Origin of the sequence: Lutibacter flavus (assembly GCF_900188355.1) — a bacterium.
Classification (GTDB): Bacteria; Bacteroidota; Bacteroidia; order Flavobacteriales; family Flavobacteriaceae; genus Lutibacter; species Lutibacter flavus.
Genome location: NZ_FZNX01000005.1, coordinates 69731 through 95903, shown reverse-complemented (window position 1 = coordinate 95903; position 26173 = coordinate 69731). Strand labels below are relative to the sequence as shown.

The following is a 26173-nucleotide window of genomic DNA, read 5'->3' as shown; positions in this document are numbered from 1 at the left end:
TGCCAAAATTTTTTTGATGGATTTTTGGTCACAGGTTTCTAGGTTAATTTTAAAAGGAAGGTATATAATTTTAATTATTATAGCCGCTTTCACCTATTTTTTAGCTTCACAAATGCAGTATATGCGTTTCTCCTATACAGAAGCAAACTTATTACCTGAAAATCACCAAGTAAACATTGATTACAATAATTTTTTAGACCTTTTTGGAGAAGAAGGAAATCTTATAATTTTAGCAACAGAAGATCCTTCAATATTTACACCAAATAAATTTAACGCCTGGAATAATTTATCAAAAAGGTTAGATAGCTTTCCTGAAGTTGATTTCACAGTTGCAATTGGAGATATTCAAAAACTTAAAAAAAACAAAACCGAACAAAAATTTGACGTTGAACCACTTTACGAAAAAGAACCTGAAACTACCGAAGAAGTATTAAAAATCAAAAACGAACTTTTCGAAAACTTACCTTTTTTTGATAACTTTTTATACAATAAAAAATCAGAGACGATTAGAACAATTGTTTATTTAAAAAAGGATATTGTAAATACTGCCGCAAGAAAAGATTTTATTTTTGATGCCTTAAATCCAACAATTGAACAATTTGAAAAAGAACAAAATATAGATATCCGGGTTTCGGGTATGCCATATATTAGAACAATGAACGCTCAAAATATTATTGATGAAATTGGGCTTTTTGTTGTATTGGCTTTAGCCGTTACTGCGATTATTTTCTTCTTCTTTTTCCGATCCTTTAGAGCAACCTTTATTACATTAATAGTTGTAAGTATTGGTGTTGTTTGGGCCTTTGGTTTTATTGGCCTTTTTAGATATGAAATAACAGTATTAATGGCATTAATACCTCCATTAATTATTGTAATTGGGGTTCCCAATGCTATTTTCTTAATAAATAAATACCAACAAGAGGTTAAAAAACACGGAAATCAGGCAAAATCTTTACAGCGCGTTATTTCTAAAATTGGGAATGCAACATTAATGACCAATGTTACAACAGCTTCTGGATTTGCAACTTTTATTTTTACAAAAAGTCAGCTTCTTAAAGAATTTGGTACTATAGCTTCCATCAATATTTTGGCAATATTTATTTTGGCATTATTAATTATACCCATAATGTATAGTTTTTTACCATTACCAAAGGAAAAGCATTTAAAACATCTCGAGCGTAAATGGATTGATTCCATAGTTAATTGGATGGAGTCTATAGTTAGAAATCACAGATTTGCTGTATATGCTTCAACAATTGTTTTAATAATTGTAAGCATGATAGGTGTTTATATGATTAAAATTTCAGGTAGTTTAATTGAAGATATGCCTAAAGGCAAGCAATTTTTTAAAGATATTGTCTTTTTTGAAGAAGAATTTGGAGGTATTATGCCTTTAGAAATTGTAATTGATACAAAAGTTGAAAAAGGGGTAATGAAGCTCTCCACTTTACAACGAATGAATCGACTTGATGAAACGATAGATGAAATTCCAGAACTATCGAAATCATTATCTGTTTTAAATATTGTAAAGTATTCCAAACAAGCATTTTACAGCGGAAAGCCAAAATATTATCAACTACCTAATAATCAAGAAAAAAACTGGATTTTATCGTATACCAAAAACTCAACTTCCCATTCAGATTTATTAAACAATTTTGTTGATTCAACTGGACGTTATGCACGTATAACGACTTTTATGAAAGACATTGGTACTGATAAGATGAAACTTATTGAGGATCGAATAAAACAAAAAGTTGATAAAGAGTTTCCAAAAGAAGATTTTGATGTTACTATGACTGGCGGTGCTTTAGTATTTTTAAAGGGAACAACCTTTTTAATAAATAACCTAGTAATTTCGCTCTCTTTAGCCATTATATTAATTGCTGTTTTTATGGCATTTTTATTTCGTTCTTTTAGAATGATTTTAATTTCATTAATTCCCAATATATTTCCACTATTAATAACAGCAGGATTAATGGGGTATTTGGGTGTACCTATAAAACCATCAACAATTTTAGTTTTTAGTATTGCTTTTGGTATTTCTGTTGATGATACCATTCACTTTTTAGCAAAATATCGACAAGAATTAATAGCAAATAATTGGAGAATAAAACAATCGGTTTATGCTGCATTGCGTGAAACCGGAGTAAGTATGTTTTATACTTCTATAGTGTTATTCTTTGGGTTTTTAGTATTTACTGTTTCAAGTTTTGGAGGTACAATTGCTCTTGGTGGTTTGGTATCAATAACGTTATTATTTGCAATGGTTTCTAACCTTTTATTGTTGCCATCATTATTATTATCATTAGAAAAGAAAATTGCCAATAAAAAAACATTTAAAGAACCAACATTAGATATTCTTTCTCCTGAAGATGAAAATGGAGAAGATAAATAGTCTGTTTTTTGATAGTATTTTTTAATCTTTAGTCTTTCCAACTCTCATTAGTTCATGTATCTTTGTAATTCATAAAATTTCAATCATGATTAGAAGTAATGTAGCCGAACTTTTGAATTCAAATAATTTCTTACAAGAAGTAACTTTAAAAGGTTGGGTAAGAACATTTAGAGCAAATAGATTTATTGCAATAAATGATGGGTCAACAATAAATAATATACAATGTGTTGTTGATTTTGAGAAAACTGAAGAAAGTATTTTAAAGCGAATTACAACAGGTGCTGCTATTTCAGTTAAAGGTACTTTAACTGAAAGTCAGGGAAAAGGGCAAACTGTAGAAATTCAAGTTTCCGAAATTGAAATATTAGGAGATTCAAACCCTGAAGAATATCCAATACAACCTAAAAAACATAGTTTTGAATTTTTGCGTGAAAATGCTCATTTAAGAATTAGAACAAATACTTTTAGTGCTGTAATGCGTGTAAGATCTGCATTGTCTTTTGCTGTTCATAAATATTTTGTTGAAAACGGTTTTTATAATTTTCATGCTCCAATAATTACCGGATCGGATGCTGAAGGTGCGGGTGAAATGTTCAATGTATCTACTTTAGATAAAATGAATATTCCAAAAAATGAAGATGGTGAAATTGATTATACAAACGACTTTTTTGGAAAAGAAACCAATTTAACCGTATCAGGTCAGTTAGAAGCAGAAACTTACGCAATGGCCTTAGGAAAAGTTTATACTTTTGGCCCAACTTTTAGAGCTGAAAATTCGAATACAGCACGTCATTTAGCTGAATTCTGGATGATAGAGCCAGAAGTCGCTTTCAATAATTTAGATGATAATATGGATTTAGCAGAGGACTTTATAAAATCTGTAATCTCATATGTTTTACAAAACTGCAAGGATGACATCTCGTTTTTAGATAATAGATTAACCCAAGAAGATAAATCTAAACCTGCGATCGAGCGTAATGAAATGTCTCTTATAGAAAAGTTGAATTTTGTAATTGATAACAACTTTAAACGCGTTAGTTATACCGAAGCAATTGACATTTTAAGAAATTGCAAACCAAATAAGAAGAAAAAATTTCAATATATTATTAATGAATGGGGAGCAGATTTACAAAGTGAGCATGAACGATATTTAGTTGAAAAACACTTTAAATGTCCTGTAATTTTATTTGATTATCCAGCAAATATTAAGGCGTTTTATATGCGTTTAAACGACGACGGTAAAACTGTTAGAGCAATGGATGTTCTATTCCCATCAATTGGAGAAATTGTAGGTGGTAGCCAACGTGAAGAACGATTAGATGTACTTCAACAAAAAATTGCAGAACTTAATATTGATGAAAAAGAATTATGGTGGTATATCGATACTAGAAAATTTGGAACTGCAGTACATAGCGGATTTGGATTAGGATTTGAGCGTTTAGTTCAATTTACAACAGGTATGAGTAATATTAGAGATGTTATACCTTACCCAAGAACTCCCCAAAACGCAGAATTTTAATATTTTCAATCATAAAAACATATAATGCTTAATTATATGTTTTTTTTGTATTTTTATAAAAAAGCAACAATAGTATATGCTTAAACAAAGCTTACAATATAAATTATTACAAAAATTATCTCCTCAACAAATTCAATTAATGAAATTGATTCAACTGCCTACACAAGCATTTGAACAAAAATTAAAACAAGAATTAGAGGAAAACCCTGCTTTAGAAAGTGGTAAAGAAAATTCTGATGATTATGAAGATAATCAAAATGATGAATACGATGAAAGCGGCAACGATAACATAACTGCTGATGATATAAATATTGATGAGTATTTGAGTGATGATGAAATTCCAAATTATAAAACTCAAGCCAATAATTATTCGGCAGATGATGATGATAAAAATATCCCTTATGCTTCTGGAACTTCATTTACGCAGCATTTAAAAAGCCAAATGAATACCTTTCGCTTAACGGAAGATGAAGAAATTATTACTGATTTTTTAATTGGCAGTATAGATGATAGCGGATATATTAGAAGAGATTTAATTGATATTTTAGATGATTTAGCTTTTACTCAAAATATTTTTACAACTGAAGCTGAATTAGAAAGATTACTGTTATCAGTGCAACAACTAGACCCAGCCGGAGTAGGTGCTCGAAGTTTAAAAGAATGCTTACTGATTCAATTAAAAAGAAAAAATGCAAAACCAAGTAGATTACTGGCAATAAACATATTGGAAAACTCATTTGAACCTTTTGTAAAAAAACACTATAAAAAAATATTAAAAAAATATCATATTTCTGAAGAACAATTAAAAGATGCCATTTCCGAAATTGAAAAATTAAATCCAAAACCTGGTGGTTCTTATGTTGGTAACAACAAAATTGCTGAACAAATAGTTCCAGATTTTTCAATAAGAATAGTTGAAGGCGAATTAGAGCTTACATTAAATTCTAGAAATGCCCCCGAACTACACATTTCAAAAGAATATAATGATTTATTACACGGTTATAAAGATTCTAAAGAAAAATCAAAATCTCAAAAAGACGCAGTTCAATTTATTAAGCAAAAGTTAGATTCTGCCAAATGGTTTATTGATGCTATAAAACAACGCCAGCAAACATTATTATTAAATATGAATGCTATTATGCATCATCAAAAAGAATACTTTTTATCTGGTGACGAACGCAAGTTGAAACCAATGATTTTAAAAGATATAGCAGATAAAATTAATATGGATGTATCTACTGTTTCTAGAGTTGCAAATAGCAAATATGTTGCTACACCTTATGGTACTAAGTTAATAAAAGAGTTTTTCTCAGAATCTATGAAGAATGATCAGGGAGAAGATGTATCAACTCGTGAAATTAAAAATATTTTAGCTACCGTTATAAAAGAAGAAAGTAAAAAGAAACCATTAACAGATGATAAACTATCTATTATTTTAAAAGAAAAAGGGTATCCAATTGCCAGGAGAACTATCGCAAAATATAGAGAACAATTGGATATTCCTGTTGCTAGATTAAGAAAAAAGATCTAAATTTATTTGTAAAACCTATGAGATTTTCAAAATTTATTTCAATTTTCTTTCACCCAATTAATTTTCCTATTATTGGGTCATTAATATACTTCTTATTCATTCCTAAGTATATATTTAAACTTCAAGAATATACTTTTTTAGCGGTTATCTTTCTCCTTACGTACATTTTTCCATTAGTTCTGCTTTTTCTCTTAAAACGGGTTAAAATGATTACAAGCTATCATATGGTTAGTATTGAAGAACGGAAATTTCCAACTTTATTATTTATTTCAATCTCATTTATAATATGGAATTGGTTATATAAATCAACAATGGTTGATCTTTTGTCTTTACTATTCTTAGGTTATGGAATTGCATTTATAATTTCCTACATACTGCTATATTTTAAGATTAAAATTAGCTTGCATACAGGTGCAATCGGGGGTTTAATTGGTTTTTTAATTTACTTTAGCTACCACTATAAAATTAATTTAATTCTATTTTTAGCATTGTTTTTCGTTTTAGGTGGTCTTATTGCTTCTTCAAGATTACGGTTAAAAGCACATACCCCAACTGAAGTCTTTGTAGGTTTTGTAATTGGTATAGGAACTCAATTAATCGCATATCAACTCTACTACATTATATAAAACTGAAGACCTACTTTAAAATCCTTAATATTAAGTGAATTATTATCAATAAAAGCATCTTTAAAGATTGGGTTTAAGCCATAATAAATAAATAAATTCCAGGTACCATATCCAGCAGCTAAGGTTAATCCATATTGAATTTTATTTATTTCAGAAATATTTTTAGTTTTATTCACTTCTTCAAAATTATTATATTTTGACTTTGAAGTAATAATATAGGAAGCTTTTAATCCAGTATAAATTCTCCAAAATTTATATTTTTCTAAAGTCGAATTTCTCCATCTAAATTCAAAAGGAATATCAATGGAATGCAATCTTAACCAGTTAGATTTATAATCACTAACCGGTTCAAATAAAACAACATTATTTTCTTTTGAAATTTTTAAATTTTGAACATATACATTGTAACCATATCCTAAACCCAAACCAACTCCAAAATTATTTTCATGATTTAACGGAATATCTTTAATAAACCCAGCAGAAATTCCACTTGAAAATCCATTTTGAGAAATTGAAGAAGGTTTATTTCTTAAATTATTATACGTTAATGAAAGATAAATTTGATCCTCCAAATATGATAAAGAATCAACAGATGCTTCCTTTACTTGACTTTGTAGCATTGAAAAGCCAAATATTAAAAATAGAATTGATATGTATATGTACTTCCTCATATAAACAAATATACCTTATAAAAACAAAAAAGGCAATCAAAATTGATTGCCTTTTATTAATTAAAATAAATTATTTTATTTACTTTTTATAGTTACCTTTTAAGTCACTACCTTTTGTAGTTGAAAAACTAACTTTTAAGGCATTAATATCCCTAAGTTGTTCCTTAATATCTAAAATTGTACCTACGTTTGCCTCTTTATCAGCTTTTATTGAAGTAGTCATATATTTAACCTCTTCTTCTTTTCTTAAAGCTCTCTCTGAAAATATAAAACTTGGGACATCATTTACATCAATTATTTTATCATTGACTTGAATTTTGTCACCTCCAATTCTAGAATCCTTAGATTTACCTACATAAATCGTACTAACTAAACTTTTCATTTCCAACTTCTTCACCTCACTAGCCATTGGTAAAACCGGCTTCTTTATTAGTAAATCAGTTTCTCTCATAGTAGTAGATACCATAAAAAAGAATAACAACATAAACACAATATCAGGTAAAGATGCCGTAGAAATTGCAGGCAACCCTTTTTTCTTCTTTTTAAATTTACTCATTTTCTGATATTATTTAATTGGTTCTGGTTCAGAGATTATTTGAGGATAACTATCCTTCAAAAAATCAATTTTCTCTTTTAAACTTTCCGAGGCATTATCTTTATAATCAGCTAATAAATCATTATAAGATCTTTTATATTTTTCTAAAGCTAATCTGTTTCTCAACTCATTATACGCAGCTTCAATTTCATTTTGAATAGAAACGTACATTCCATAAGTTGTTCCCCTATCACTTTGCAAAGATATAACTGCCTTTGTTGGATGATCTGATGAGGCAGGATCCTTCGCTCCTTTACAATAATCACAAGGTTTTCCCGGCGTTCCATCTGGTTTTGCCGCAGACTCTCCTCCTCCATTGTCAATAAAATCCATTGCAATTCTTCTAATATCAGTAACCTCTACAAAATCGGTTCCTTCAACCAAAATTTGATTTTTCCTATTGACTGTTATATCTAATATATTCTTCTGCTTAATAGTTACTTCAGGAGTGTCTTCACTTTTTTCAGGTAACTTACGAGCAATACCAGAATCAACATCCATAGTAGTTGTTACTAGGAAAAATATTAAAAGCAAGAACGCAATGTCTGCCATTGAACCAGCATTTATTTCTGAATTTTCTCTTCTTGCCATAGTTCTATTATTTTGCTAATCCTTTAACAAAGTCTACTACAAAGAATCCTAATCCAATAACACCTAAAATTGCGCTAAAGTTAATTCCTGTACTAACCCATTTTGAAACACTTCCAGCTTCACCATCTTCTAATATTCTACCAAAAGGATCTGTAACCGCTGCATCCGATGCCATAACATAAGATATCGCTAAAAATACCCCTAAGATTCCTAGACCTATTAAGGTTCTTTTTAAAACCTGTGGGTGCTTAACTAAATTAACAACCGAAAAAACTATGGCTATTAATGCAGTTGCTATTAAAATAATTTTTGCAAAAGTTATAAATGGAGAAACTATGCTTGCCTGAACTGCAGCATCTGTTTCTATCGTTTCATCACCTATCATAACAATCCTAACGAAAAAGTAGAAAGCTACTAGTCCGATAAATCCTGCTACCAAGGTTAATATTTTTGATAATTTCTGATTCATAATTTCTCTTATTTTTTGTGTCTAACCAAAAGGTCAACAAGTGAAATTGAAGCATCTTCCATATTATTTACAATACTATCTACTTTAGAAATAATATAATTATAAAAAATTTGAAGAATAATTGCAACAACTAAACCAAACACTGTAGTTAATAATGCTACTTTAATACCTCCGGCAACAACAGTAGGAGAAATATCACCAGCTGCCTGAATTGAATCAAAGGCACTAATCATACCAATTACAGTTCCCATGAAACCAAGCATTGGTGCTAAAGCAATAAATAAAGATAACCAAGAAATATTCTTCTCTAATAATCCCATTTGAACTCCACCATAACCTACAACTGCTTTTTCAGCTGCATCTACACCTTCATCCATTCTATCTAAACCTTGGTAAAATATAGAAGCAACAGGTCCTTTTGTATTTCTACAAACTTCCTTAGCGGCTTCAACACCACCAGACGCTAATGCATCATCAACTTTACTAACTAATTTTTTAGTATTTGTTGTAGCCATGTTAAGATAAATTATTCTTTCAATCGCAATTGCCAACCCTAAAATTAAGGCTACTAATACAATTCCCATAAAGAATGGTCCACCTTCAATAAAACGTTGTTTTAATTCTTGGTGAAATGTTTTTGTGTCTTCAGCAACTTGTTCCGTGTTTGCTGCATCTTGTGCTATAGCTTTAGGCGCTGCTCCAAATAACAATAATCCTGTTATTGCAAGGATAGTAAATACTCTTTTCATCGTGTAATAGTTAATTTATTAATTTTTATGGTTTAAATATATAATATTTTTTTTTACAAATAGTGAAAATCAAGAGTAAGTTTAAAAGTAAATCTTTCTATCAACAATCCCTTTTACATTTCAGCTTTTGCGAATGGCAAGTAACAAAAAATTGTTGAATTTTGAAAATTTTAAACCTACTTTAAATATTTTTTTTATTAAAATCAGTTTATTTTTTAAAAATAATAAAAATCTAAACTTTATTTATTGATTTTTTATAAATTAATTCGAAATAGCAATATTTAATTAAAAAAAATTCAATAATTCAAACTCATTTCACCACGCAATGCAGTCTCAAAAATCGATTTAAATTCACTTTTAGGAATTTTCTGACCTAACATATACATTAATTTTGCCAAAGCAGATTCTGTAGTGATATCTTTACCACTAATTATTCCTATTTTATTTAATTCCTCACTAGTTTCATAATGTCCTAAAATAACACTTCCTCCAATGCATTGTGTAACATTCACAATAAACAATCCTTTATCAATAGCTTTTTTTAATAAGTTGATAAACCATTTTTCGGTGGGCGCATTACCTGATCCATAAGTCTCAATAATCATACCGTTTAATCCTTTTATAGATAAAATTTGCTCAACAACTGCTCTTGTAATTCCAGGGAATATTTTTAAAATAACAATATTATTATTTAATTCCTTTCTAACTTTTAAAGCTTCACTTTCATTTGACTTAAAAAATAATTGCTTCGAAAATTTTAAATGAACTCCACTTTCACATAATGGCGGAAAATTTGGAGATGTAAAAGCTTCAAAATGTTCTGCATTTACTTTTGTTGTTCTGTTTGCTCTATATAATTTATATTCAAAATACAAACATACTTCTTGAACAATAGGCTTTCCATCTTCTTGCGATGATGCAATCTCTATTGATGTTATTAAATTTTCTTTTGCATCTGTACGTAAATCACCAATTGGTAATTGAGAACCTGTAAAAATTATTGGTTTAGACAAGTTTTCAAACATAAAACTAATTGCCGAAGATGTATATGACATCGTATCCGATCCGTGCAACACTACAAATCCATCAAACTTGTCATAGTTTTTTTCTATAATCTCCGCAAGAGAAATCCAAGTTGCTGGATTCATATTTGATGAGTCTATTGGGTTCTTAAGTGAAATGCTTTCAATAGAACAATTTAAAAGATTAATTTCTGGAATATGATTTAATAATTTATCAAAATTAAATGTTCGTAAAGCACCCGTTTTAAAATCTTTAACCATACCAATTGTTCCACCAGTATATATTAATAGTATTTGAGGTTTTTTTGTCATTTTGTCTTGATGCTTTTTTTGGAGTAATTTATGATGTAAATTTACCAAATTAAAACATATTAACTAAAAAAGAAATCTATGATTGGATATTATATAGGAATTGGACTTATTTCATTAGTAAGCTGGCTTGTAAGTCAGCAATTAAAACGAAAATTTAAATATTATTCTAAAATTCAACTTCAAAACGGATTGAGTGGTAGAGAAATTGCCGAAAAAATGTTGAGCGATAATGGAATTTATGATGTTAAGGTTATTTCTACTTCTGGTAAATTAACAGACCATTATAATCCTGCTAACAAAACTGTAAATTTAAGTGAATCGGTATATCAACAACGAAATGCATCTGCAGCGGCAGTTGCCTCCCATGAAGTGGGTCATGCTGTGCAACATGCTCAGGCATATCAATGGTTGCAAATGCGCTCAAAATTAGTTCCTGCGGTTAACATTACTTCTAAATTTTCAACTTGGCTAGTATTTGGAGGTATTGCTCTTGGAGCTGCATCTGGAAACACAAGTTTTGGTTTTACAATAGCTATAGTTGGATTAGGAATGATGGCATTAGCCACAATATTTAGTTTTATTACGCTGCCCGTTGAATATGATGCAAGTAATAGAGCTTTAGCTTGGTTAAAAACTAATAATATGCTAACCAATACAGAACAAGATGGCGCCAAGGATGCTTTAAAATGGGCTGCCAGAACTTATTTAGTTGCTGCATTAGGGTCATTAGCGATGCTTGCCTATTGGGGATTCAAGGTTCTAGGATCAAGAGATTAAAAAAATAAATGCCGTTTTAAACGGCATTTATTTTTTATAGTTCTATTTGACGATCAATTTGTTGATCTAGTGAAATAAAAGTTTCAGTTCTAACAACACCATTAATGGATTGAATTTCTTGATTCAATAACTTTAGTAGATGATTATTATTTTTACATATTACTTTAATAAAAATTGACCAATTTCCAGTAGTATAATGACTTTCTATAACTTCAGGCATTTGCTTTAACCGTTTTAATACAGCCGAATATTTGCTTGCTGCATTTAAATAAACACCTACAAAAACCACTAAATTATACCCTAAAACTTTTGGATCTAAAATAAGTTTTGAACCTATTATTAACCCACTAGACTCAAGTTTCCTTAACCTTTGATGAATTGCTGCTCCAGAAATTCCTATTTCACGAGCAATACTCATAATTGGAGTTCGGGCATCTTTCATTAAATGCTTAAGAATGGTTTTATCTATTCCATCAATCTGAAACTTCTTTTCTTTCATCAGTCAATAAATTGAAATTAAAAAGGATATGAGAAATCATATCCTTTTTATTATAAATTTTAATCCTCTATTTTCTGAATTACAAAATCTTCCATAAATTTTGTAGTGTAATTCCCAGCTAAATAATCAGGATGATCCATTAATTGTCTATGAAATGGGATTGTTGTTTTTACACCCTCAATTACAAATTCATCTAATGCTCTTCTCATTTTATTAATTGCCTCTTCTCGCGTTTGAGCAGTAGTAATTAATTTAGCAATCATAGAATCATAGTTTGGTGGTATCGTATACCCTGCATAAACATGTGTATCAACTCTAACACCATGACCTCCAGGAACATGCAATGTTTCTATTTTCCCTGGTGAAGGTCTAAAACCATTATAAGGGTCTTCCGCATTAATTCTACATTCTATAGAATGTAATTTTGGAAAATAATTTTTTCCTGTTATAGGAATTCCAGCTGCAACTTTAATCTGTTCATAAATTAAATCGTAATCAATTACTTGCTCTGTTATAGGATGCTCAACTTGAATACGAGTATTCATTTCCATAAAATAGAAATTTTTATGTTTATCAACTAAAAATTCTATGGTTCCCGCACCTTCGTAAGAAATATATTCAGCCGCCTTTACCGCTGCATCACCCATTTTTTTTCTCAATTGAGGAGTCATAAAAGGAGACGGTGCTTCTTCTGTTAATTTTTGATGACGACGTTGTATAGAACAATCTCTTTCTGATAAATGACAGGCTTTTCCGAAAGAATCTCCAATTACTTGAATTTCAATATGTCGAGGCTCTTCAATCAGCTTCTCCATGTACATCGCATCATTTCCAAAACATGCAAATGCTTCTTGTCTAGCTGAATCCCAAAGTTCTCTTATATTTTCTTTTTCCCAAACGGCACGCATTCCTTTCCCACCACCACCGGCAGTTGCTTTTAACATTACAGGATATCCCATTTCATCCGCCAATTTCTCAGCTTCTTCAAAAGTTTCTAATATCCCTTCAGAGCCTGGTATTGTTGGGACTCCTGCTGCTTTCATTGTTGCTCTAGCTGAGGCTTTATCACCCATTTGGCTAATCATCTCAGCTGTTGCGCCTATAAATTTTATACCATGTTCTTCACATAATTTTGAAAATTTAGCATTTTCAGCTAAAAATCCATATCCTGGATGAATTGCATCGGCATTTGTAATTTCAGCCGCAGCCAAAATTGCAGACATCTTTAAATATGACTCACTACTTGCTGGAGGTCCAATACAAACAGCTTCATCAGCAAAACGCACATGTAAACTTTCAGCATCAGCCGTTGAATAAACCGCAACTGTTTTTACTCCAATTTCTCTACAGGTTCTAATAACACGTAGGGCTATTTCACCTCTATTGGCAATTAATATTTTTTTAAACATAAATATTTCAAATTTTCAATATTCAATAAACAAACCAAAAAATGGGTTTTGGAAATTAAAAATTGCGTTTTAATATTATGATGGGTCTACTAAAAATAGCGGTTGGCCAAATTCAACAGGAGTTCCATCTTCAACTAATACCTTCACTATTTTACCTGATACTTCAGCCTCAATTTCATTAAAAAGCTTCATTGCTTCTACCATACAAACAACAGTATCTTCGTTAACATTATCACCTATCTCAACAAAAACATCTTTATCTGGAGATGGTTTTCTATAAAAAGTCCCAATAATTGGAGAGGTTATTTCTATATATTTTGAAGCCTCATCTTTTTGATCTCCTCCTTCAGTGACTGGTTGTATTGCTGCTGGAGCTTGAGCAGCAACAGGCATTTGTGGCAATCCTACCGGAGCTTGTTGAACAATTGTTGTTTCAGTTTTTCCTGATCCAGTTTTAATGGTGATTTTAATATCTTCCATTTCTAACTTAACTTCACTTGTACCAGATTTCGCTACAAATTTTATTAAATTTTGAATATCTTTTAAATCCATACTCATATAGTTTTAATGATTAGTTAATTATGAATTGTATGCCCATTTTAAGTAAATAGATCCCCAAGTGAAACCTCCACCAAATGCTGCAAAAATTATTTTATCTCCTTTTTTAAGTTGTGTTTCGTAATCGGCTAAAAGTAACGGTAATGTTGCTGATGTAGTATTTCCATACTTTTGAATATTCATCATTACTTTAGAACTATCAATATTGATTCTATTTGCCGTAGCTTCAATAATGCGCTTATTTGCTTGATGTGCCGCTAACCAATTTACATCTTCTTTAGTTAAATTATTTCTTTCAAGCATTTTTACAGCAACATCTGCCATATTAAAAACTGCATTTTTAAATACCGTTTTACCTTCTTGATATACAAAATGCTCTCTTTTTTCTATAGCTTCTTTTGTAATAGGATAGCAAGACCCTCCAGCTTTCGCACGCAAAAATTCCCTTCCAGTACCATCACTTCTTAAATATTCATCTTGTAAGCCAAGCCCTTCTTCATTCGGCTCAAATAATGCTGCACCAGCACCATCTCCAAAAATGATACAAGTTGCTCTATCCGTGTAATCAATCATAGATGAACACTTGTCCGCTCCTATTAATAAAACTTTTGTGTATCGCCCAGATTCAATATAACGGGCTGCCACAGACATACCATATAAAAAACTAGAACAAGCCGCTTCTAAATCAAATCCAAATGCATTTGTTGCTCCAATTTCTGTAGCTACATATGCAGCAGTTGCTGCCGCTTGCATATCTGGAGTTGCAGTTGCAACAATAACAAGTTCTATTTCTTTAGCATCTAAGTTTCTTTTTTGAATTAATTCTTGAGCTGCTTTAATTGCCATATAGGAAGTTCCTCTTCCTTCTCCTTTTAAAATTCTGCGCTCTTTTATTCCTGTTCTTGAAGTTATCCACTCATCATTAGTATCAACCATTTTTTCTAACATTGCGTTCGTTAAAATGTCTTCAGGAACATACTTTCCAACGGCTGTAATTGCTGCGGTAATTTTTGTCATAATATGTTTTCTTTTTTGGTAAAAAAGAATTTCAAAGTAATGAAATTTATTTTTAATAATTAATGAAAATTATCATTTTTTAGATAATATAGGTCTAAAAACTAAAAAAAACCCTCAATAAGAGGGTTTTTTAAATATATTTTATCTTAATAAATTAAGCAAGACTTTCTACTGAATCTATTACAATTTGGCCTCTGTAATAAAGTTTTCCTTCATGCCAGTGAGCTCTATGATATAAATGTGCCTCACCAGTTGTTGGATCAACAGCTATTTGCGGAGCTACTGCTTTATAATGAGTTCTTCTTTTATCTCTTCTAGTTTTTGAAATTTTTCTTTTAGGATGTGCCATTACTCTTATTTTTTTCTATTAGTATATTCTTTAATTTATTCCATCGAGGATCAATCTCTTTATTACTATCAACCTCTTGGTTTTCTTCTTCTTTATCTTTTACTTCTAATTCCTTTAATTTATCTAATACATCTGACTCCAATGTTCCATCATTCACACCAGGGTGAATTCTTTTTAATGGTACACCTAAAACTATTGCTTCATAAATGTACTGCGAAACATTAAATTTAAACTCGGAATAAGGAATAATTAATAACTCTTCATTCTCATTGTTAAATTCATTTCCAAATTTAACAATTAGATTTATGCTAGTTTCAATTGGTTGATGAAATAATTCATTAGTAATGTCGCAAGCAACCTCTACCCAACCAGAAAAAACAAAATCTAATTCAAACATATTAGCTTTCTTTAATAAAGATAAACTAACGTTTATATTTGCATTGTTAAATTCGTCATAATCAAAAAAATCAAAGAACTCTTTGGTTATTATATAATCAAACTGATGAATTCCTTCTTTTAAACCTATAAAAGAAATATCAAACTCTTTTAAATCTTTCATTTAGAACTTCAATTTGAGCGTGCAAAGATATAAAATTATATATATAAATTGTAAAATAAAATTCGAAATTTTATAGTTTTTATTTTCTTCGCTCTGTTTTTAAAGTGTTTTCAGTCAAACTTTTATATTCACTTCTTGTTCTAAAAACTTTTATTGCAGTAAAAACAGCCTCTTTAAAAGAATTAATATTCGCTATTCCCTTACCTGCCAATTCATAAGCAGTACCATGATCTGGTGAGGTTCTTACTTTATTTAAACCTGCTGTAAAATTAACTCCTTCACCAAATGATAATGTTTTAAAAGGTGCTAACCCTTGGTCATGATACATCGCTAAAATTGCATCAAAATTTTTGTAATTTTCTGAACCAAAGAAACTATCTGCGGCATATGGACCATAAACTAACTTACCATCTTCTTGAATTTCAGCAATTGTTGGTCTAATAACTTCATCATCTTCATTACCAATTACACCATGATCCCCGCAATGTGGATTCAACCCTAAAATTGCAATCTTTGGTTTTGAAATGGCAAAATCCTGTACTAATGTTCTATATAAAATATCAACTTTCTTCTTAATAAGTTCAGGAGTTATTGTTTCTGAAATTTTTGAAACAGGAATATGACCTGTGATTAAACCAATTCTTAATTTGTCGGTCATTAGAATCATTAAACTTTCTCCTTCAAGTTTTGACTCTAAATATTCTGTATGGCCAGGAAATTTAAATTCTTCCGATTGTATGTTGTCTTTATTTATTGGAGCAGTTACCAACACATCAATTTCGCCACTTGCTAATGCATTTGTTGCTGCTTCTAATGATTTAAAAGCAAATTCTCCAGACATTTTTGTAGGCTCACCTAATTTTAAGTCAATATCATCTTTCCAAAGGCTTAGAATATTAATTTTTCCATGAATAGTCTGATCAATATGTTTTATTCCATTAAAAGGCACATTATTATCTATCCTTTTTTTATAGGCCGTTATTAACCTTGTACTTCCAAAAATTATTGGCGTACAGAAGTCTAACATGCGTTTGTCAGAAAAGGTTTTCAAGATAATTTCTATTCCAATTCCATTAAAATCCCCAATAGAAATTCCTAATTTTATTTTTTCAAATTTGTCCATAAATAAGGTAATAATGCTTAATTTTGAGACTGCAAAAGTAATCAAATAAATTAACAAAATTATGTTTACAGGTATAATAGAAAGCTTAGGTATTGTTAAAAATATTGAACAAGAAGGTGAAAATATTCATATTACAATTAACAGCAATTTTACTTCAGAATTAAAAATAGATCAAAGCGTTGCTCACAATGGAGTTTGCTTAACCACCGTTGCCATAAATGGAAATGAATATGTAGTTACAGCAATTAAAGAAACTTTAGATAAATCTAATTTAAAGTTCCTTAAAATAGGTGACAAAGTAAATTTAGAACGCGCTATGATTTTAGGTGCGAGATTAGATGGTCATATTGTTCAAGGGCATGTAGATCAAACAGCTATTTGCACAAATGTTTTAGAAGAAGATGGAAGTTGGGTTTATAGTTTTGAATATGACAGCTCCTTAAATAATGTTACCATTGAGAAAGGTTCAATAACAGTTAACGGAACTAGCTTAACAGTTGTAAATTCTAAAAAAGATAATTTTTCTGTTGCTATCATCCCTTATACACAAGAGTACACAAATTTTCACACCTTTAAAAAAGGAACTGTGGTAAATTTAGAATTTGACGTTATTGGTAAATATGTAGCAAGATTACTAGAGAAGTAATTATTTTTTACTTTTAAGTTTATAAACTCCAAATGCTAACCCGGAAAAAAGCAATAATGATATACCCCCATCTATAGGCAAGCCAACAGGTGGAGCACTACTTTGTCCTGGCCTGTTTGGCAATGGCGGGGTTTTATTTGCAAATATTATTGAGCTTGTTAATATAAAAAACGAACACAATATATACCTGAGATTCTTTTTCTTCATTCGGGGGCTATAGGGTTTTGCTGAATGTAAAAATCAATATTTAATATTTACAAATATATAATTTTATTTTTAACAAATAGATATCTTTTTCAATTTAAATTAATCTATTTTTTTTATTACACCCTAATTATCAACTACATACATTTAAATTAAGCTAATATTTATATTAAAAACTTTATAAAAATCATAAAAAAAGACTTTACAATTAAGTAAAGTCTTTTTAAATATGTGGTCCCACTTGGGCTCGAACCAAGGACCCTCTGATTATGAGTCAGATGCTCTAACCAGCTGAGCTATGGGACCGAAAACTGGGTGCAAAATTACTACTTTTTATTTTATGCACAACTCTTTTTTAAACTTTTTGAAAAATAAAATAAATAAAAGACAATTACCTTTTATTAATCTTTTGATAACCAAATATTCAATAAAAATAAGCTACTTAAAATTATAGCTATAAGCTATTGTAATTTTTCTTTAACCAAACTTTTTGAAACTCTCTTTTTAATATTAGAAATGAAATTTGCTCAATAGCAATGGTTAGTTTATCATCTTTTATAAGTGCAAGATCTTTTTCCGGGATATCTATTCTATATAATAAATTTAAATAATCATCGTACTTGTTACTTATCAAATCTAAAACTACAGCGTCTAATTCGTTTTTTAAACTATTTGGAGATATCGTATTTATAAAATGTTCATTAATATTAGCCAATTGAAAATCTTTATTTAGTTGCTCCACTATTTTTTCAAGCAATTGCTCTGCTTCAATGGTTTTAAATAATTCTAAAGAGTTTTGCGGCTTCAGCATTATATAGTACGTTTCATTAAACTCAAACCAAAGTTTTTAAGGATTGCTTTTTTATCTTCAGATAGGTCCATTTCATTGAGAATTTCAAAAGCTTTTTTTGTATAAACAGCGATCTCATTTATAGTAATTTCAACTATTTTATTTTTTTTGAAAAGCTCAGTTACTTCTTCAACTTTAGTAGTTGTAGTCTTATTAGAATTGTACAACCCTAAAAGCTTTTCCTTATCTTTTAAATTACAAACCTGAAGGCATTTTAAATACAGAAAAGTTTTTTTGTTCTCAATTATGTCACCTCCTATTTGTTTCCCAAAAGTTTCAGAATTTCCAAAAGTGTCTAAATAATCATCCTGTAATTGAAACGCGATACCGAGATTTAAACCAAAATTATAAATATTCTCAGTATCTTTTTCAGTTGCATTTGCAATTATTGCTCCCATTTTCATAGCGGCAGCAACTAAAACCGACGTTTTATAAGTAATCATTTTAATATATTCATCTATAGAAACATCATTTCTGGTTTCAAAATCAATATCTAATTGTTGCCCTTCACAAACTTCCAACCCTGTTTTATTAAATAGTTGCACTAACTTTTTAAAAATGATAGGTTCGTAACTTTCAAAACATTGAAGTGCTAAAATCATCATGGCATCTCCAGACAAAATTCCGGTATTTAAATCCCACTTGTGATGAACAGTTTCTTTTCCTCTTCTAATGGGGGCACTGTCCATAATATCATCATGTATTAAAGTAAAATTATGAAAAACTTCAATTGCCAAAGCTGCATCATAGGCTTCTTTTGCGTTTCCTTTAAACAAATCACAAGTCATTATAGTTAAAATTGGCCGTAATCTTTTGCCTCCTATTTGCAATATATAATGCATTGGCTCATACAAGTTAACTGGTTCTTTTACAGCAATTTTAGAGTTTAAATAAGTAAGAAAATCTTCTTTATAAGTATCAACAATATTCATTTACACTTTATTTTTTGTAAAAATACATCTTTCGTAGTAACTATTAATAATAGATTATTCTTTTTAAATGTTATTAAATTGTTAAAACTGTGGAAACTTTTTTTGTTTCTTAAGTTTCCTTTAGTACATTTGCACCTGCTAATTATAGCATTAGTTTAAATTTATGAAGGAAGACATTTTAAAAAAATCTGGAGAAATATTTTTAAAATACGGAGTTAAAAGTATTACAATGGATGATATTGCAAATTCACTTGCCATATCAAAAAAAACAATTTATAAATATTTTAAAAATAAGGAAGAATTAATAGATGAAACTGCATCTTTTATGCATGAAGAGATGCACAACCATGTTTTAGGCGTTTGTAACCTAGGGTATAATGCAATTGAAGAGAACTTTAAAATAAAAGAAATTTTTAAAGATATGTTTCAAAACCTAAATGATTCCCCTGTATTTCAACTTCAAAAATACTATCCAAAAACATACAAAAAAATTATGTCTAACGAATTTTCAATGTTTAAAGAATGTATTTCAAGAAATTTGGAAAAAGGAGTTAGTGAAGGGTTATATAGAAAAAATATTGACATTGAATTATCAACAAAATTTTACTTTTCATTAGTAATGAGTGTACACGATTCAAGTATGTACACCTATAATAAAAACACAATTAATAAATTAGAGCAAAGCGTTCTTGAATATCACACAAGAGCCATAGCTACTTTAAAGGGATTTAAAATTTTAGAAGAACAACTAGCACAAAATTTAATTAAATAATGAAAAGAACAATACTAATAGCTATTGCACTACTTTTTAGCTTTCATATAAATGCTCAGGAAAACAGATCACTTTCACTAAAGGAAGCGATCGATTTTGCATTGGAAAATAGTTATGCCGCAATAAATGCATCAAGAGATGTAGATGCTGCAAAAAAGAAAAAATGGGAAACCACAACAATAGGATTGCCGCAAATAAGTGCAAAAATTGATTATCAAAACTGGATAAAACAACAAGTATCTCTAATTCCTGCTGAATTTTTTGGCGGAATTGAAGGTGAATTTGCCGAAGTTGCTTTTGGTACAAAACACAACATGAACGCTACCGCAACTTTAGATCAATTAATTTTTGATGGATCTTATTTAGTTGGCTTACAGTCTGCTAAAACCTATTTACAAATATCAGAAAATGCAAAGGAAAAAACAGATCTTGGTATTAGAGAAGCTGTAATTAATGCTTATGGAAATGTTTTACTTACTGAAGAAAGTATATTAATTCTAGAAAAAAATATTTCATCTTTAGAAAAAAATTTAAAAGAAACTAATGAGATCTATTTAAATGGATTAACTGAAGAAGAAAATGTAGAACAATTAAAAATTACACTTTCATCCATAAAAAGTCAACTTTCTAAAACTAAAAAATTAAAAAGCATTGGATATAAAATGTTAAATATAACTTTAGGAATAGATATAAATACATCGGTTTTATTAACTGATACTTTAGACAGTCTTTCTAAAGAAAATATGGATTTAGGATTGCTTAATTCCGATTTAAATATCGAAAACCATATCGATTTTAAAATTGCTAAAAACACTGAAAAATCTAATGAATTACTTGTAAAATTAGAACAAAGTAAAGCTTTGCCTACTTTAAGCAGTTTTATAAATTTTGGTTATGCCGGTTTTGGACAAGATTTTGATTTTCTTAAAAAAGAACAAAAATGGTTCGATTCGTCTTTATTAGGTGTTTCATTAAACGTTCCAATTTTTAGCAGCTTAGCAAGAAGTTCAAGAACACAACAAGCAAAAATTGAACTTGAAAAGGCAAGAACTCAACTTACTGAAACTGAACAAAAATTACTGCTTCAGGTAGAGTCTTCAAAAACCGATTATAATTACAGTTTAGAAGAATTAGAAACATCAAAACAAAATTTAGCACTTGCAGAACGCATTGAAAAAAAGCAACAAATTAAATTTTTTGAAGGTATTTCAACAAGTTTTGAATTAACAGAAGCTCAAAGACAACTGTATACAATGCAACAAAATTATTTACAAGCAATGCTAAACATAATTGCTACAAAAGCTGCATTAGATAATGCATTAAACATATCAATCAACTAGAAAAACTTAAAAAATGAAAAAAATAATATTACTTTTTATAACTGCTACAATTACAATTTCTTGTGGTGAAGAAGTTAAAACATCCTCTCTATCAGATTTAAATACTGAAAAATTAGAATTAGTAAACAAAATAGATAGTTTAAATAAAGTATTAAAAACTGTTGAAGATCAAATCTCAAAATTAGATACAAATAAAAAACTTCAAACAGTAACTGCTAAACCTGTTAAAACAGCAACCTTTAAACATTTTATAGAAATTCAAGGAGTTGTACAAGCTGATAAAAATATTGAAATAAAACCTGAATTAGGAGGTACTGTAAAAGCAATCTATGTAAAAGAAGGTCAAAGAGTTTCTGCCGGACAAACCATTATTCAATTAGATGATGTTGCCATAAGAAACAGCATTCAAGAGCTAAATACTCAATTAAATTTAGCAAAAACTACTTTTGAAAGACAGGAACGCCTTTGGAATCAAAAAATTGGTTCAGAAATGCAATACCTGCAAGCTAAAGCTCAAATGGAAAGTTTAGAAAACAACTTAGCTTCCTTAAAAACTCAAGCTCGAAAAATGAAAGTAATTGCTCCATTTAGTGGAATAATTGATGAAATTTATCCTAAAAATGGAGAATTAACAAGTCCTCAAATGCCTGTAGTTCGTTTATTAAATTTAGATAAAGTGTATGTTGAAGCTGATGTTACCGAAACTTATTTGCCTGTTATAAAAATTGGAACAAAAACAATTGTTAATTTCTTATCAATTAATAAAGAAGTAACATCTGAAATTTCTCAAATAGGAAATTTCATAAATCCTGATAACAGAAGTTTTAAAACCAGAATTAATATTAATAATAAAGATAACAGTATTAAGCCAAATTTATTAGCTGACATAAAAATTCAGGATTTTGAAGAAGATGGGATTATCATTCCTTCTAATTTAGTACAAAAAGATCAAAATGGTAATGATTATGTATTTGTAATACATACAGAAAACGGCGAAAATAAAGTTGTTAAAAACATAGTTACTATTAAAAACGAATACAATCATAACGTTTTAATAAGTGAAGGGTTAATCGATAACGACACTTTAATTTATGAAGGAGCGAGACTTGTTAAAGCCAATGATATTGTTGAAATAAACAATAAATAGAGCTATTCCCTAACCTAGAATAATATTAATATGAATAAAATATTAAAAGAATTTAAACTCTCAACTTGGTCAATTAGTAATAAAATGACCGTGTTTGTGCTAATTGCTATGATTTTTATAGCTGGTATATTTTCTTACCAAAGTATGCCAAGAGAAGCTTTCCCAGAAATTGTTGTACCTCAAATATATGTTTCAACACCTTATCCCGGAAACTCAGCATTAGATATAGAAAAACTAATTACTCGTCCATTAGAAAAAGAGATAAATGGAATTTCAGGAGTAAATGAAATTATTTCAACATCAATTGAAGGTTTTTCATCTATTCAAGTTGAATTTGATTTTAGCGTAACACCAACAGAAGCTTTACGTAAAGTTAAAGATAAAGTTGATGCCGCTACTTCAGGTAAAGATTTTCCAAATGATTTACCGGCAGATCCTACAGTACAGGAAATGAATTTTGCTGAATTAATTCCAATTATGAATATTAATTTATCCGGTGATTTTTCAATGGATAAATTAAAAGAATTTGGAGAATATTTAGAAGATGAAATTGAAAAAGTTCCTGAAATTTCTAAAGTTGACATAAGAGGAATCCAGGATAAAGAAATGGAAATTAGTGTTGATTTGTACAAGATGGAAATTTCTCAAATTAGCTTTAATGATATAGCTGGTGCAATTCAAAATGAAAATATGACCGTTTCTGGTGGTGATTTATTAGAAAATGGTATTAGAAGAAATGTTAGAATTATTGGAGAATTTAAATCAGCAAAAGAGATTGAAAACATTATTGTAAAACAAGAAAATAACAATATTGTTTATTTGCGTGATATTGCCAAGGTTAGTTTTAAAGAGCAAGAAAAACAGAGCTATGCTCGTGAGTTTTTACAACCCGTTGTAATGTTAGATGTTACAAAACGAGGTGGAGAAAACTTAATTGCTGCTTCTACACAAATTGATAAAATTATTGCTGAAGCTAAGGAGAATTATTTTCCTTCAAATTTATATATCTCCAAAACAAATGACCAAACAAACGACACCAAAACAATGGTTGCCGATTTGGAAAACAGCATTATTTTAGGTGTTATTTTAGTGGTAGTTGTCTTACTCTTTTTCTTAGGAATTAGAAATGCCTTATTTGTTGGTATTGCCATTCCATTATCAATGTTTATTTCATTTATTATTTTAAATGCGTTAGGAGTTACTTTAAATACAATGGTACTTTTTTCATTAGTAATTGCATTAGGAATGTTAGTAGATAATGGAATTGTTGTTGTTGAAAACGTTTACCGCCTGCTTGATGAAGGGCACTCTGGCTTTGACGCTGCAAAATATGGAGTTGGTGAAGTTGCAATGCCAATTATTGCTTCAACAGCAACTACATTAGCTGCCTTTTTACCAATAGCTTTTTGGCCTGGTATGATGGGTGAATTTATGCGTTATTTACCAATTACATTAATTATAGTTTTAACATCTTCTTTGTTTGTTGCTTTGGTAATTAACCCAATGTTAACATCCGTATACATGAAAATTAAAGAAGATGAAGTTAATTTTAAACGAATTCTTATTTTTAGCTCTGCCCTTTTTATAATAGGCGTTTTATGTATAATTGGTGGTTTATCAACAGGTGCAAAAGGATTAAATGCATTAGGTCTTATACTTGTATTAGCTGGGTTATTGCGTGTTATTAACACAAAATTATTAACCCCGGCAACAGCTTGGTTTCAAGATAAATTTTTACCAAAATTAGAGAACTTCTATGAAAAAACTTTACAAAGTGTTTTAAAAGGAAAAAGACCGGGATGGTATCTTTTTGGAACTTTTGGATTGTTATTTTTATCTTTTGTTTTATTTGCAATGTTTCCGCCAAAAGTACTTTTCTTTCCTGAAACGCCTCCAAAACAAGTATATGTATATTTAGAATACCCAATTGGAACAGACATTGAAGAAACTAACAACCTTTCTATTTTAGTTGAAACCAAAATTCAAGATTATTTAAAAAAATATGAAGTAAATGGCGAAAATAAATTAGTTACTTCTATTATTGGTCAAGTTGGTGAAGGAACCAGTGATCCAAACCAAGGACAACAAGGTGGAACTACCCCAAACAAGGCACGTATAACTGTAGATTTTGTAAAATTTATGGATCGAGGTGGGATTGAAACAGACGATGTTTTAATTGAAATTAGAGAATTATTACAAGATTTACCTGGTGTAAATATTACTGTTGACAGACCTTCAGATGGACCTCCAACCGGAGCACCAATTAATATTGAAGTTTCTGGTGATGATTATGAAGAGCTTCTAAAAACTGCAGATGACATTAGACAATTTATTAATAAATCAAGTATTTTAGGAATTGAAGATTTAAAACTAGATGTTGAACAAGGAAAACCTGAACTTCCTATTATAATTGACAGACAAAAAGCGAGGCGTTTAAATATTTCAACCGGACAAATTGGTGATGCTTTAAGAACTTCATTATTTGGAAAAGAGGTTTCAACATTTAAAGATGGTGAAGACGATTATCCAATAAATATCCGTTTAATGGATAAATACCGCTACAATAAAGAAGCGTTAATAAATCAAAAAATTACGTTTAGAAATCCAAGTAGTGGACAAATTGTACAAGTTCCAATTTCGGCAGTAGCGCACTCTGAAACATCATCAACTTTTAGTGCTGTTAAAAGGAAAGATTTAAACCGAGTTATTACTGTATTTTCTAATGTACTCGAAAATTATAACGCAACTGACATTAATGATGAAATTAAAAAAGAATTAGAACTTTTTAATTTACCTAAAAACATCTCAGTTTCATTTACTGGTGAGCAAGAAAAGCAAGCTGAAGAAATGGCTTTTTTAAGTAAAGCATTACTAATTGCCGTATTTTTAATTTTCTTAATTCTGGTAGGTCAATTTAATTCTACCTCTACTCCTGTTATTATATCAGTCTCTGTATTATTAAGTTTAATTGGAGTGCTATTTGGGTTAATAATTTTTAGAATGGAATTTATTATTATGATGACCATGATTGGAATTATTTCCTTGGCAGGAATTGTTGTAAATAATGCCATTGTACTTATTGATTACACCAATTTAATAATGCAAAGAAAAAGATTAGAGCAACGTTTAGAGCCTGGAACGTTAAGTAGAGAATTAATTTATGAAAGTATTGTTGAAGGTGGAAAAACGAGATTAAGACCTGTTTTATTAACTGCAATTACAACTATTTTAGGTTTATTACCACTTGCTGTTGGTATTAACATAAACTTTATGACCTTGTTTACAGAATTTGATCCACAGTTTTATATTGGAGGTGAAAATGTTGTGTTTTGGGGACCAATGTCCTGGACCATTATTTTTGGTTTAACCTTTGCTACATTCTTAACTTTAATTATAGTTCCTGTAATGTACTCTTTAATAAATAACTTAAAAGTGAGGTTAAAAAGAAACCAATAAATTGAAATTATATTAAAAGCGACTCTTTGAAGTCGCTTTTTTTCTTTTTATTTGT

The 26173-nt window shown here is 29.6% G+C and carries 26 protein-coding genes and 1 tRNA gene; 10 read left to right on the top strand and 17 right to left on the bottom strand.

Annotated features, from left to right (window positions below; translation table 11 throughout):
* Positions 1-16 precede the first annotated feature (16 nt).
* The 4 genes from CHB63_RS13665 (at position 17) to CHB63_RS13650 (ending at position 6071) form a co-directional block, all read left to right on the top strand.
* Positions 17-2395: an efflux RND transporter permease subunit gene (locus CHB63_RS13665; protein ID WP_089379052.1), complete on the top strand. Its 2379-nt coding sequence runs from the start codon at positions 17-19 to the stop codon at positions 2393-2395.
* Between the two features lie 85 nt (positions 2396-2480).
* Positions 2481-3914, top strand: coding sequence for an asparagine--tRNA ligase (gene asnS / locus CHB63_RS13660; protein ID WP_089379051.1), 1434 nt, complete (start codon positions 2481-2483; stop codon positions 3912-3914).
* A gap of 76 nt (positions 3915-3990) precedes the next feature.
* Positions 3991-5445 carry an RNA polymerase factor sigma-54 gene (gene rpoN / locus CHB63_RS13655; protein ID WP_089379050.1) on the top strand — a complete coding sequence of 485 codons (1455 nt, stop codon included), beginning with the start codon at positions 3991-3993 and terminating at the stop codon, positions 5443-5445.
* Positions 5446-5651: 206 nt separating this feature from the next.
* Complete coding sequence (locus CHB63_RS13650; protein ID WP_176420377.1) at positions 5652-6071, top strand: phosphatase PAP2 family protein; 420 nt, start codon at positions 5652-5654, stop codon at positions 6069-6071.
* On the opposite strand, the gene CHB63_RS13645 is transcribed toward CHB63_RS13650, so the two are convergent.
* From CHB63_RS13645 to CHB63_RS13620, 6 genes are all read right to left on the bottom strand, one after another.
* Entirely contained in the window at positions 6059-6691 is a 633-nt protein-coding gene (locus CHB63_RS13645; protein ID WP_176420375.1) for a porin family protein, read from the bottom strand. The two genes, CHB63_RS13650 and CHB63_RS13645, sit on opposite strands and share 13 nt — an antisense overlap.
* A gap of 130 nt (positions 6692-6821) precedes the next feature.
* The gene (locus CHB63_RS13640) at positions 6822-7298 is read right to left on the bottom strand and encodes an ExbD/TolR family protein (protein WP_089379047.1); all 477 of its coding nucleotides are present in this window, start codon (positions 7296-7298) and stop codon (positions 6822-6824) included.
* 9 nt (positions 7299-7307) lie between these two features.
* The gene (locus CHB63_RS13635) at positions 7308-7928 is read right to left on the bottom strand and encodes an ExbD/TolR family protein (protein WP_089379046.1); all 621 of its coding nucleotides are present in this window, start codon (positions 7926-7928) and stop codon (positions 7308-7310) included.
* A gap of 7 nt (positions 7929-7935) precedes the next feature.
* A complete protein-coding gene (locus CHB63_RS13630; RefSeq protein ID WP_089379045.1) occupies positions 7936-8397 on the bottom strand; it encodes a hypothetical protein in 462 nt (153 codons plus the stop codon).
* A gap of 8 nt (positions 8398-8405) precedes the next feature.
* Positions 8406-9146: a MotA/TolQ/ExbB proton channel family protein gene (locus CHB63_RS13625; protein WP_089379044.1), complete on the bottom strand. Its 741-nt coding sequence runs from the start codon at positions 9144-9146 to the stop codon at positions 8406-8408.
* A gap of 296 nt (positions 9147-9442) precedes the next feature.
* Positions 9443-10480 carry an asparaginase gene (locus CHB63_RS13620; RefSeq protein ID WP_089379043.1) on the bottom strand — a complete coding sequence of 346 codons (1038 nt, stop codon included), beginning with the start codon at positions 10478-10480 and terminating at the stop codon, positions 9443-9445.
* Positions 10481-10558: 78 nt separating this feature from the next.
* On the opposite strand from CHB63_RS13620, the gene CHB63_RS13615 reads away from it, so the two are divergent.
* Complete coding sequence (locus CHB63_RS13615) at positions 10559-11257, top strand: zinc metallopeptidase (protein WP_089379042.1); 699 nt, start codon at positions 10559-10561, stop codon at positions 11255-11257.
* 34 nt (positions 11258-11291) lie between these two features.
* Here the strand turns inward: CHB63_RS13615 and CHB63_RS13610 are convergent, their stop codons facing one another.
* From CHB63_RS13610 to pdxA, 7 genes are all read right to left on the bottom strand, one after another.
* Positions 11292-11756 (bottom strand): Lrp/AsnC ligand binding domain-containing protein, encoded by a 465-nt coding sequence (locus CHB63_RS13610; RefSeq protein WP_089379041.1) that lies wholly within the window; start codon positions 11754-11756, stop codon positions 11292-11294.
* 59 nt (positions 11757-11815) lie between these two features.
* Positions 11816-13165: an acetyl-CoA carboxylase biotin carboxylase subunit gene (gene accC, locus CHB63_RS13605; RefSeq protein WP_089379040.1), complete on the bottom strand. Its 1350-nt coding sequence runs from the start codon at positions 13163-13165 to the stop codon at positions 11816-11818.
* A gap of 75 nt (positions 13166-13240) precedes the next feature.
* Complete coding sequence (gene accB, locus CHB63_RS13600; RefSeq protein WP_089379039.1) at positions 13241-13717, bottom strand: acetyl-CoA carboxylase biotin carboxyl carrier protein; 477 nt, start codon at positions 13715-13717, stop codon at positions 13241-13243.
* 27 nt (positions 13718-13744) lie between these two features.
* A complete protein-coding gene (locus tag CHB63_RS13595; RefSeq protein WP_089379038.1) occupies positions 13745-14740 on the bottom strand; it encodes a beta-ketoacyl-ACP synthase III in 996 nt (331 codons plus the stop codon).
* Between the two features lie 154 nt (positions 14741-14894).
* On the bottom strand, positions 14895-15089 hold the full coding sequence (gene rpmF, locus CHB63_RS13590) for a 50S ribosomal protein L32 (protein ID WP_089379037.1): 195 nt from the start codon (positions 15087-15089) through the stop codon (positions 14895-14897).
* On the bottom strand, positions 15076-15648 hold the full coding sequence (locus CHB63_RS13585) for a YceD family protein (RefSeq protein ID WP_089379036.1): 573 nt from the start codon (positions 15646-15648) through the stop codon (positions 15076-15078). Before CHB63_RS13585 ends, rpmF begins: the two co-directional genes overlap by 14 nt.
* Before the next feature lie 79 nt (positions 15649-15727).
* Positions 15728-16771, bottom strand: a complete 1044-nt coding sequence (gene pdxA / locus CHB63_RS13580) for a 4-hydroxythreonine-4-phosphate dehydrogenase PdxA (RefSeq protein WP_089379035.1) — start codon at positions 16769-16771, stop codon at positions 15728-15730.
* Between the two features lie 61 nt (positions 16772-16832).
* On the opposite strand from pdxA, the gene CHB63_RS13575 reads away from it, so the two are divergent.
* Positions 16833-17417: a riboflavin synthase gene (locus CHB63_RS13575; RefSeq protein ID WP_089379034.1), complete on the top strand. Its 585-nt coding sequence runs from the start codon at positions 16833-16835 to the stop codon at positions 17415-17417.
* Here the strand turns inward: CHB63_RS13575 and CHB63_RS17480 are convergent, their stop codons facing one another.
* The 4 genes from CHB63_RS17480 to CHB63_RS13560 all read right to left on the bottom strand — a co-directional run bounded on the left by CHB63_RS17480 (position 17418) and on the right by CHB63_RS13560 (position 19403).
* Positions 17418-17624, bottom strand: coding sequence for a PID-CTERM protein-sorting domain-containing protein (locus CHB63_RS17480; protein ID WP_394335316.1), 207 nt, complete (start codon positions 17622-17624; stop codon positions 17418-17420).
* A gap of 229 nt (positions 17625-17853) precedes the next feature.
* Positions 17854-17927: transfer RNA gene (locus tag CHB63_RS13570), tRNA-Ile, on the bottom strand.
* A 148-nt stretch (positions 17928-18075) separates the two neighbouring features.
* The gene (locus CHB63_RS13565; RefSeq protein WP_089379033.1) at positions 18076-18432 is read right to left on the bottom strand and encodes a hypothetical protein; all 357 of its coding nucleotides are present in this window, start codon (positions 18430-18432) and stop codon (positions 18076-18078) included.
* Complete coding sequence (locus tag CHB63_RS13560; protein ID WP_089379032.1) at positions 18432-19403, bottom strand: polyprenyl synthetase family protein; 972 nt, start codon at positions 19401-19403, stop codon at positions 18432-18434. Before CHB63_RS13560 ends, CHB63_RS13565 begins: the two co-directional genes overlap by 1 nt.
* Positions 19404-19566: 163 nt before the next feature.
* Here CHB63_RS13560 and CHB63_RS13555 point away from each other — a divergent pair, with 163 nt between their 5' ends.
* Genes CHB63_RS13555 through CHB63_RS13540 form a run of 4 tightly spaced genes read left to right on the top strand, consistent with a single transcriptional unit; the run spans position 19567 to position 26118 of the window.
* Positions 19567-20175 carry a TetR/AcrR family transcriptional regulator gene (locus tag CHB63_RS13555; protein WP_089379031.1) on the top strand — a complete coding sequence of 203 codons (609 nt, stop codon included), beginning with the start codon at positions 19567-19569 and terminating at the stop codon, positions 20173-20175.
* Entirely contained in the window at positions 20175-21515 is a 1341-nt protein-coding gene (locus CHB63_RS13550) for a TolC family protein (RefSeq protein WP_089379030.1), read from the top strand. The genes CHB63_RS13555 and CHB63_RS13550 overlap by 1 nt, the downstream gene beginning before the upstream one ends.
* 13 nt (positions 21516-21528) lie before the next feature.
* Positions 21529-22662: an efflux RND transporter periplasmic adaptor subunit gene (locus CHB63_RS13545; protein WP_089379029.1), complete on the top strand. Its 1134-nt coding sequence runs from the start codon at positions 21529-21531 to the stop codon at positions 22660-22662.
* A 30-nt stretch (positions 22663-22692) separates the two neighbouring features.
* Positions 22693-26118, top strand: a complete 3426-nt coding sequence (locus tag CHB63_RS13540) for an efflux RND transporter permease subunit (RefSeq protein ID WP_089379028.1) — start codon at positions 22693-22695, stop codon at positions 26116-26118.
* Positions 26119-26173 lie beyond the last annotated feature (55 nt).

Coding starts and splice junctions, on each gene's coding strand:
- pdxA (WP_089379035.1), bottom strand. CDS start 16,771: ATGGACAAATTTGAAAAAATAAAATTAGGAATTTCTATTGGGGATTTT.
- CHB63_RS13550 (WP_089379030.1), top strand. CDS start 20,175: ATGAAAAGAACAATACTAATAGCTATTGCACTACTTTTTAGCTTTCAT.
- CHB63_RS13555 (WP_089379031.1), top strand. CDS start 19,567: ATGAAGGAAGACATTTTAAAAAAATCTGGAGAAATATTTTTAAAATAC.
- CHB63_RS13645 (WP_176420375.1), bottom strand. CDS start 6,691: ATGCTACAAAGTCAAGTAAAGGAAGCATCTGTTGATTCTTTATCATAT.
- accC (WP_089379040.1), bottom strand. CDS start 13,165: ATGTTTAAAAAAATATTAATTGCCAATAGAGGTGAAATAGCCCTACGT.
- asnS (WP_089379051.1), top strand. CDS start 2,481: ATGATTAGAAGTAATGTAGCCGAACTTTTGAATTCAAATAATTTCTTA.
- accB (WP_089379039.1), bottom strand. CDS start 13,717: ATGGATTTAAAAGATATTCAAAATTTAATAAAATTTGTAGCGAAATCT.
- CHB63_RS13610 (WP_089379041.1), bottom strand. CDS start 11,756: ATGAAAGAAAAGAAGTTTCAGATTGATGGAATAGATAAAACCATTCTT.
- CHB63_RS13665 (WP_089379052.1), top strand. CDS start 17: ATGGATTTTTGGTCACAGGTTTCTAGGTTAATTTTAAAAGGAAGGTAT.
- rpoN (WP_089379050.1), top strand. CDS start 3,991: ATGCTTAAACAAAGCTTACAATATAAATTATTACAAAAATTATCTCCT.
- CHB63_RS13560 (WP_089379032.1), bottom strand. CDS start 19,403: ATGAATATTGTTGATACTTATAAAGAAGATTTTCTTACTTATTTAAAC.
- CHB63_RS13635 (WP_089379046.1), bottom strand. CDS start 7,928: ATGGCAAGAAGAGAAAATTCAGAAATAAATGCTGGTTCAATGGCAGAC.
- CHB63_RS13650 (WP_176420377.1), top strand. CDS start 5,652: ATGATTACAAGCTATCATATGGTTAGTATTGAAGAACGGAAATTTCCA.
- CHB63_RS13640 (WP_089379047.1), bottom strand. CDS start 7,298: ATGAGTAAATTTAAAAAGAAGAAAAAAGGGTTGCCTGCAATTTCTACG.
- CHB63_RS13615 (WP_089379042.1), top strand. CDS start 10,559: ATGATTGGATATTATATAGGAATTGGACTTATTTCATTAGTAAGCTGG.
- CHB63_RS13625 (WP_089379044.1), bottom strand. CDS start 9,146: ATGAAAAGAGTATTTACTATCCTTGCAATAACAGGATTATTGTTATTT.
- CHB63_RS17480 (WP_394335316.1), bottom strand. CDS start 17,624: ATGAAGAAAAAGAATCTCAGGTATATATTGTGTTCGTTTTTTATATTA.
- CHB63_RS13585 (WP_089379036.1), bottom strand. CDS start 15,648: ATGAAAGATTTAAAAGAGTTTGATATTTCTTTTATAGGTTTAAAAGAA.
- CHB63_RS13620 (WP_089379043.1), bottom strand. CDS start 10,480: ATGACAAAAAAACCTCAAATACTATTAATATATACTGGTGGAACAATT.
- CHB63_RS13565 (WP_089379033.1), bottom strand. CDS start 18,432: ATGCTGAAGCCGCAAAACTCTTTAGAATTATTTAAAACCATTGAAGCA.
- CHB63_RS13545 (WP_089379029.1), top strand. CDS start 21,529: ATGAAAAAAATAATATTACTTTTTATAACTGCTACAATTACAATTTCT.
- rpmF (WP_089379037.1), bottom strand. CDS start 15,089: ATGGCACATCCTAAAAGAAAAATTTCAAAAACTAGAAGAGATAAAAGA.
- CHB63_RS13575 (WP_089379034.1), top strand. CDS start 16,833: ATGTTTACAGGTATAATAGAAAGCTTAGGTATTGTTAAAAATATTGAA.
- CHB63_RS13540 (WP_089379028.1), top strand. CDS start 22,693: ATGAATAAAATATTAAAAGAATTTAAACTCTCAACTTGGTCAATTAGT.
- CHB63_RS13595 (WP_089379038.1), bottom strand. CDS start 14,740: ATGACAAAAATTACCGCAGCAATTACAGCCGTTGGAAAGTATGTTCCT.
- CHB63_RS13630 (WP_089379045.1), bottom strand. CDS start 8,397: ATGAATCAGAAATTATCAAAAATATTAACCTTGGTAGCAGGATTTATC.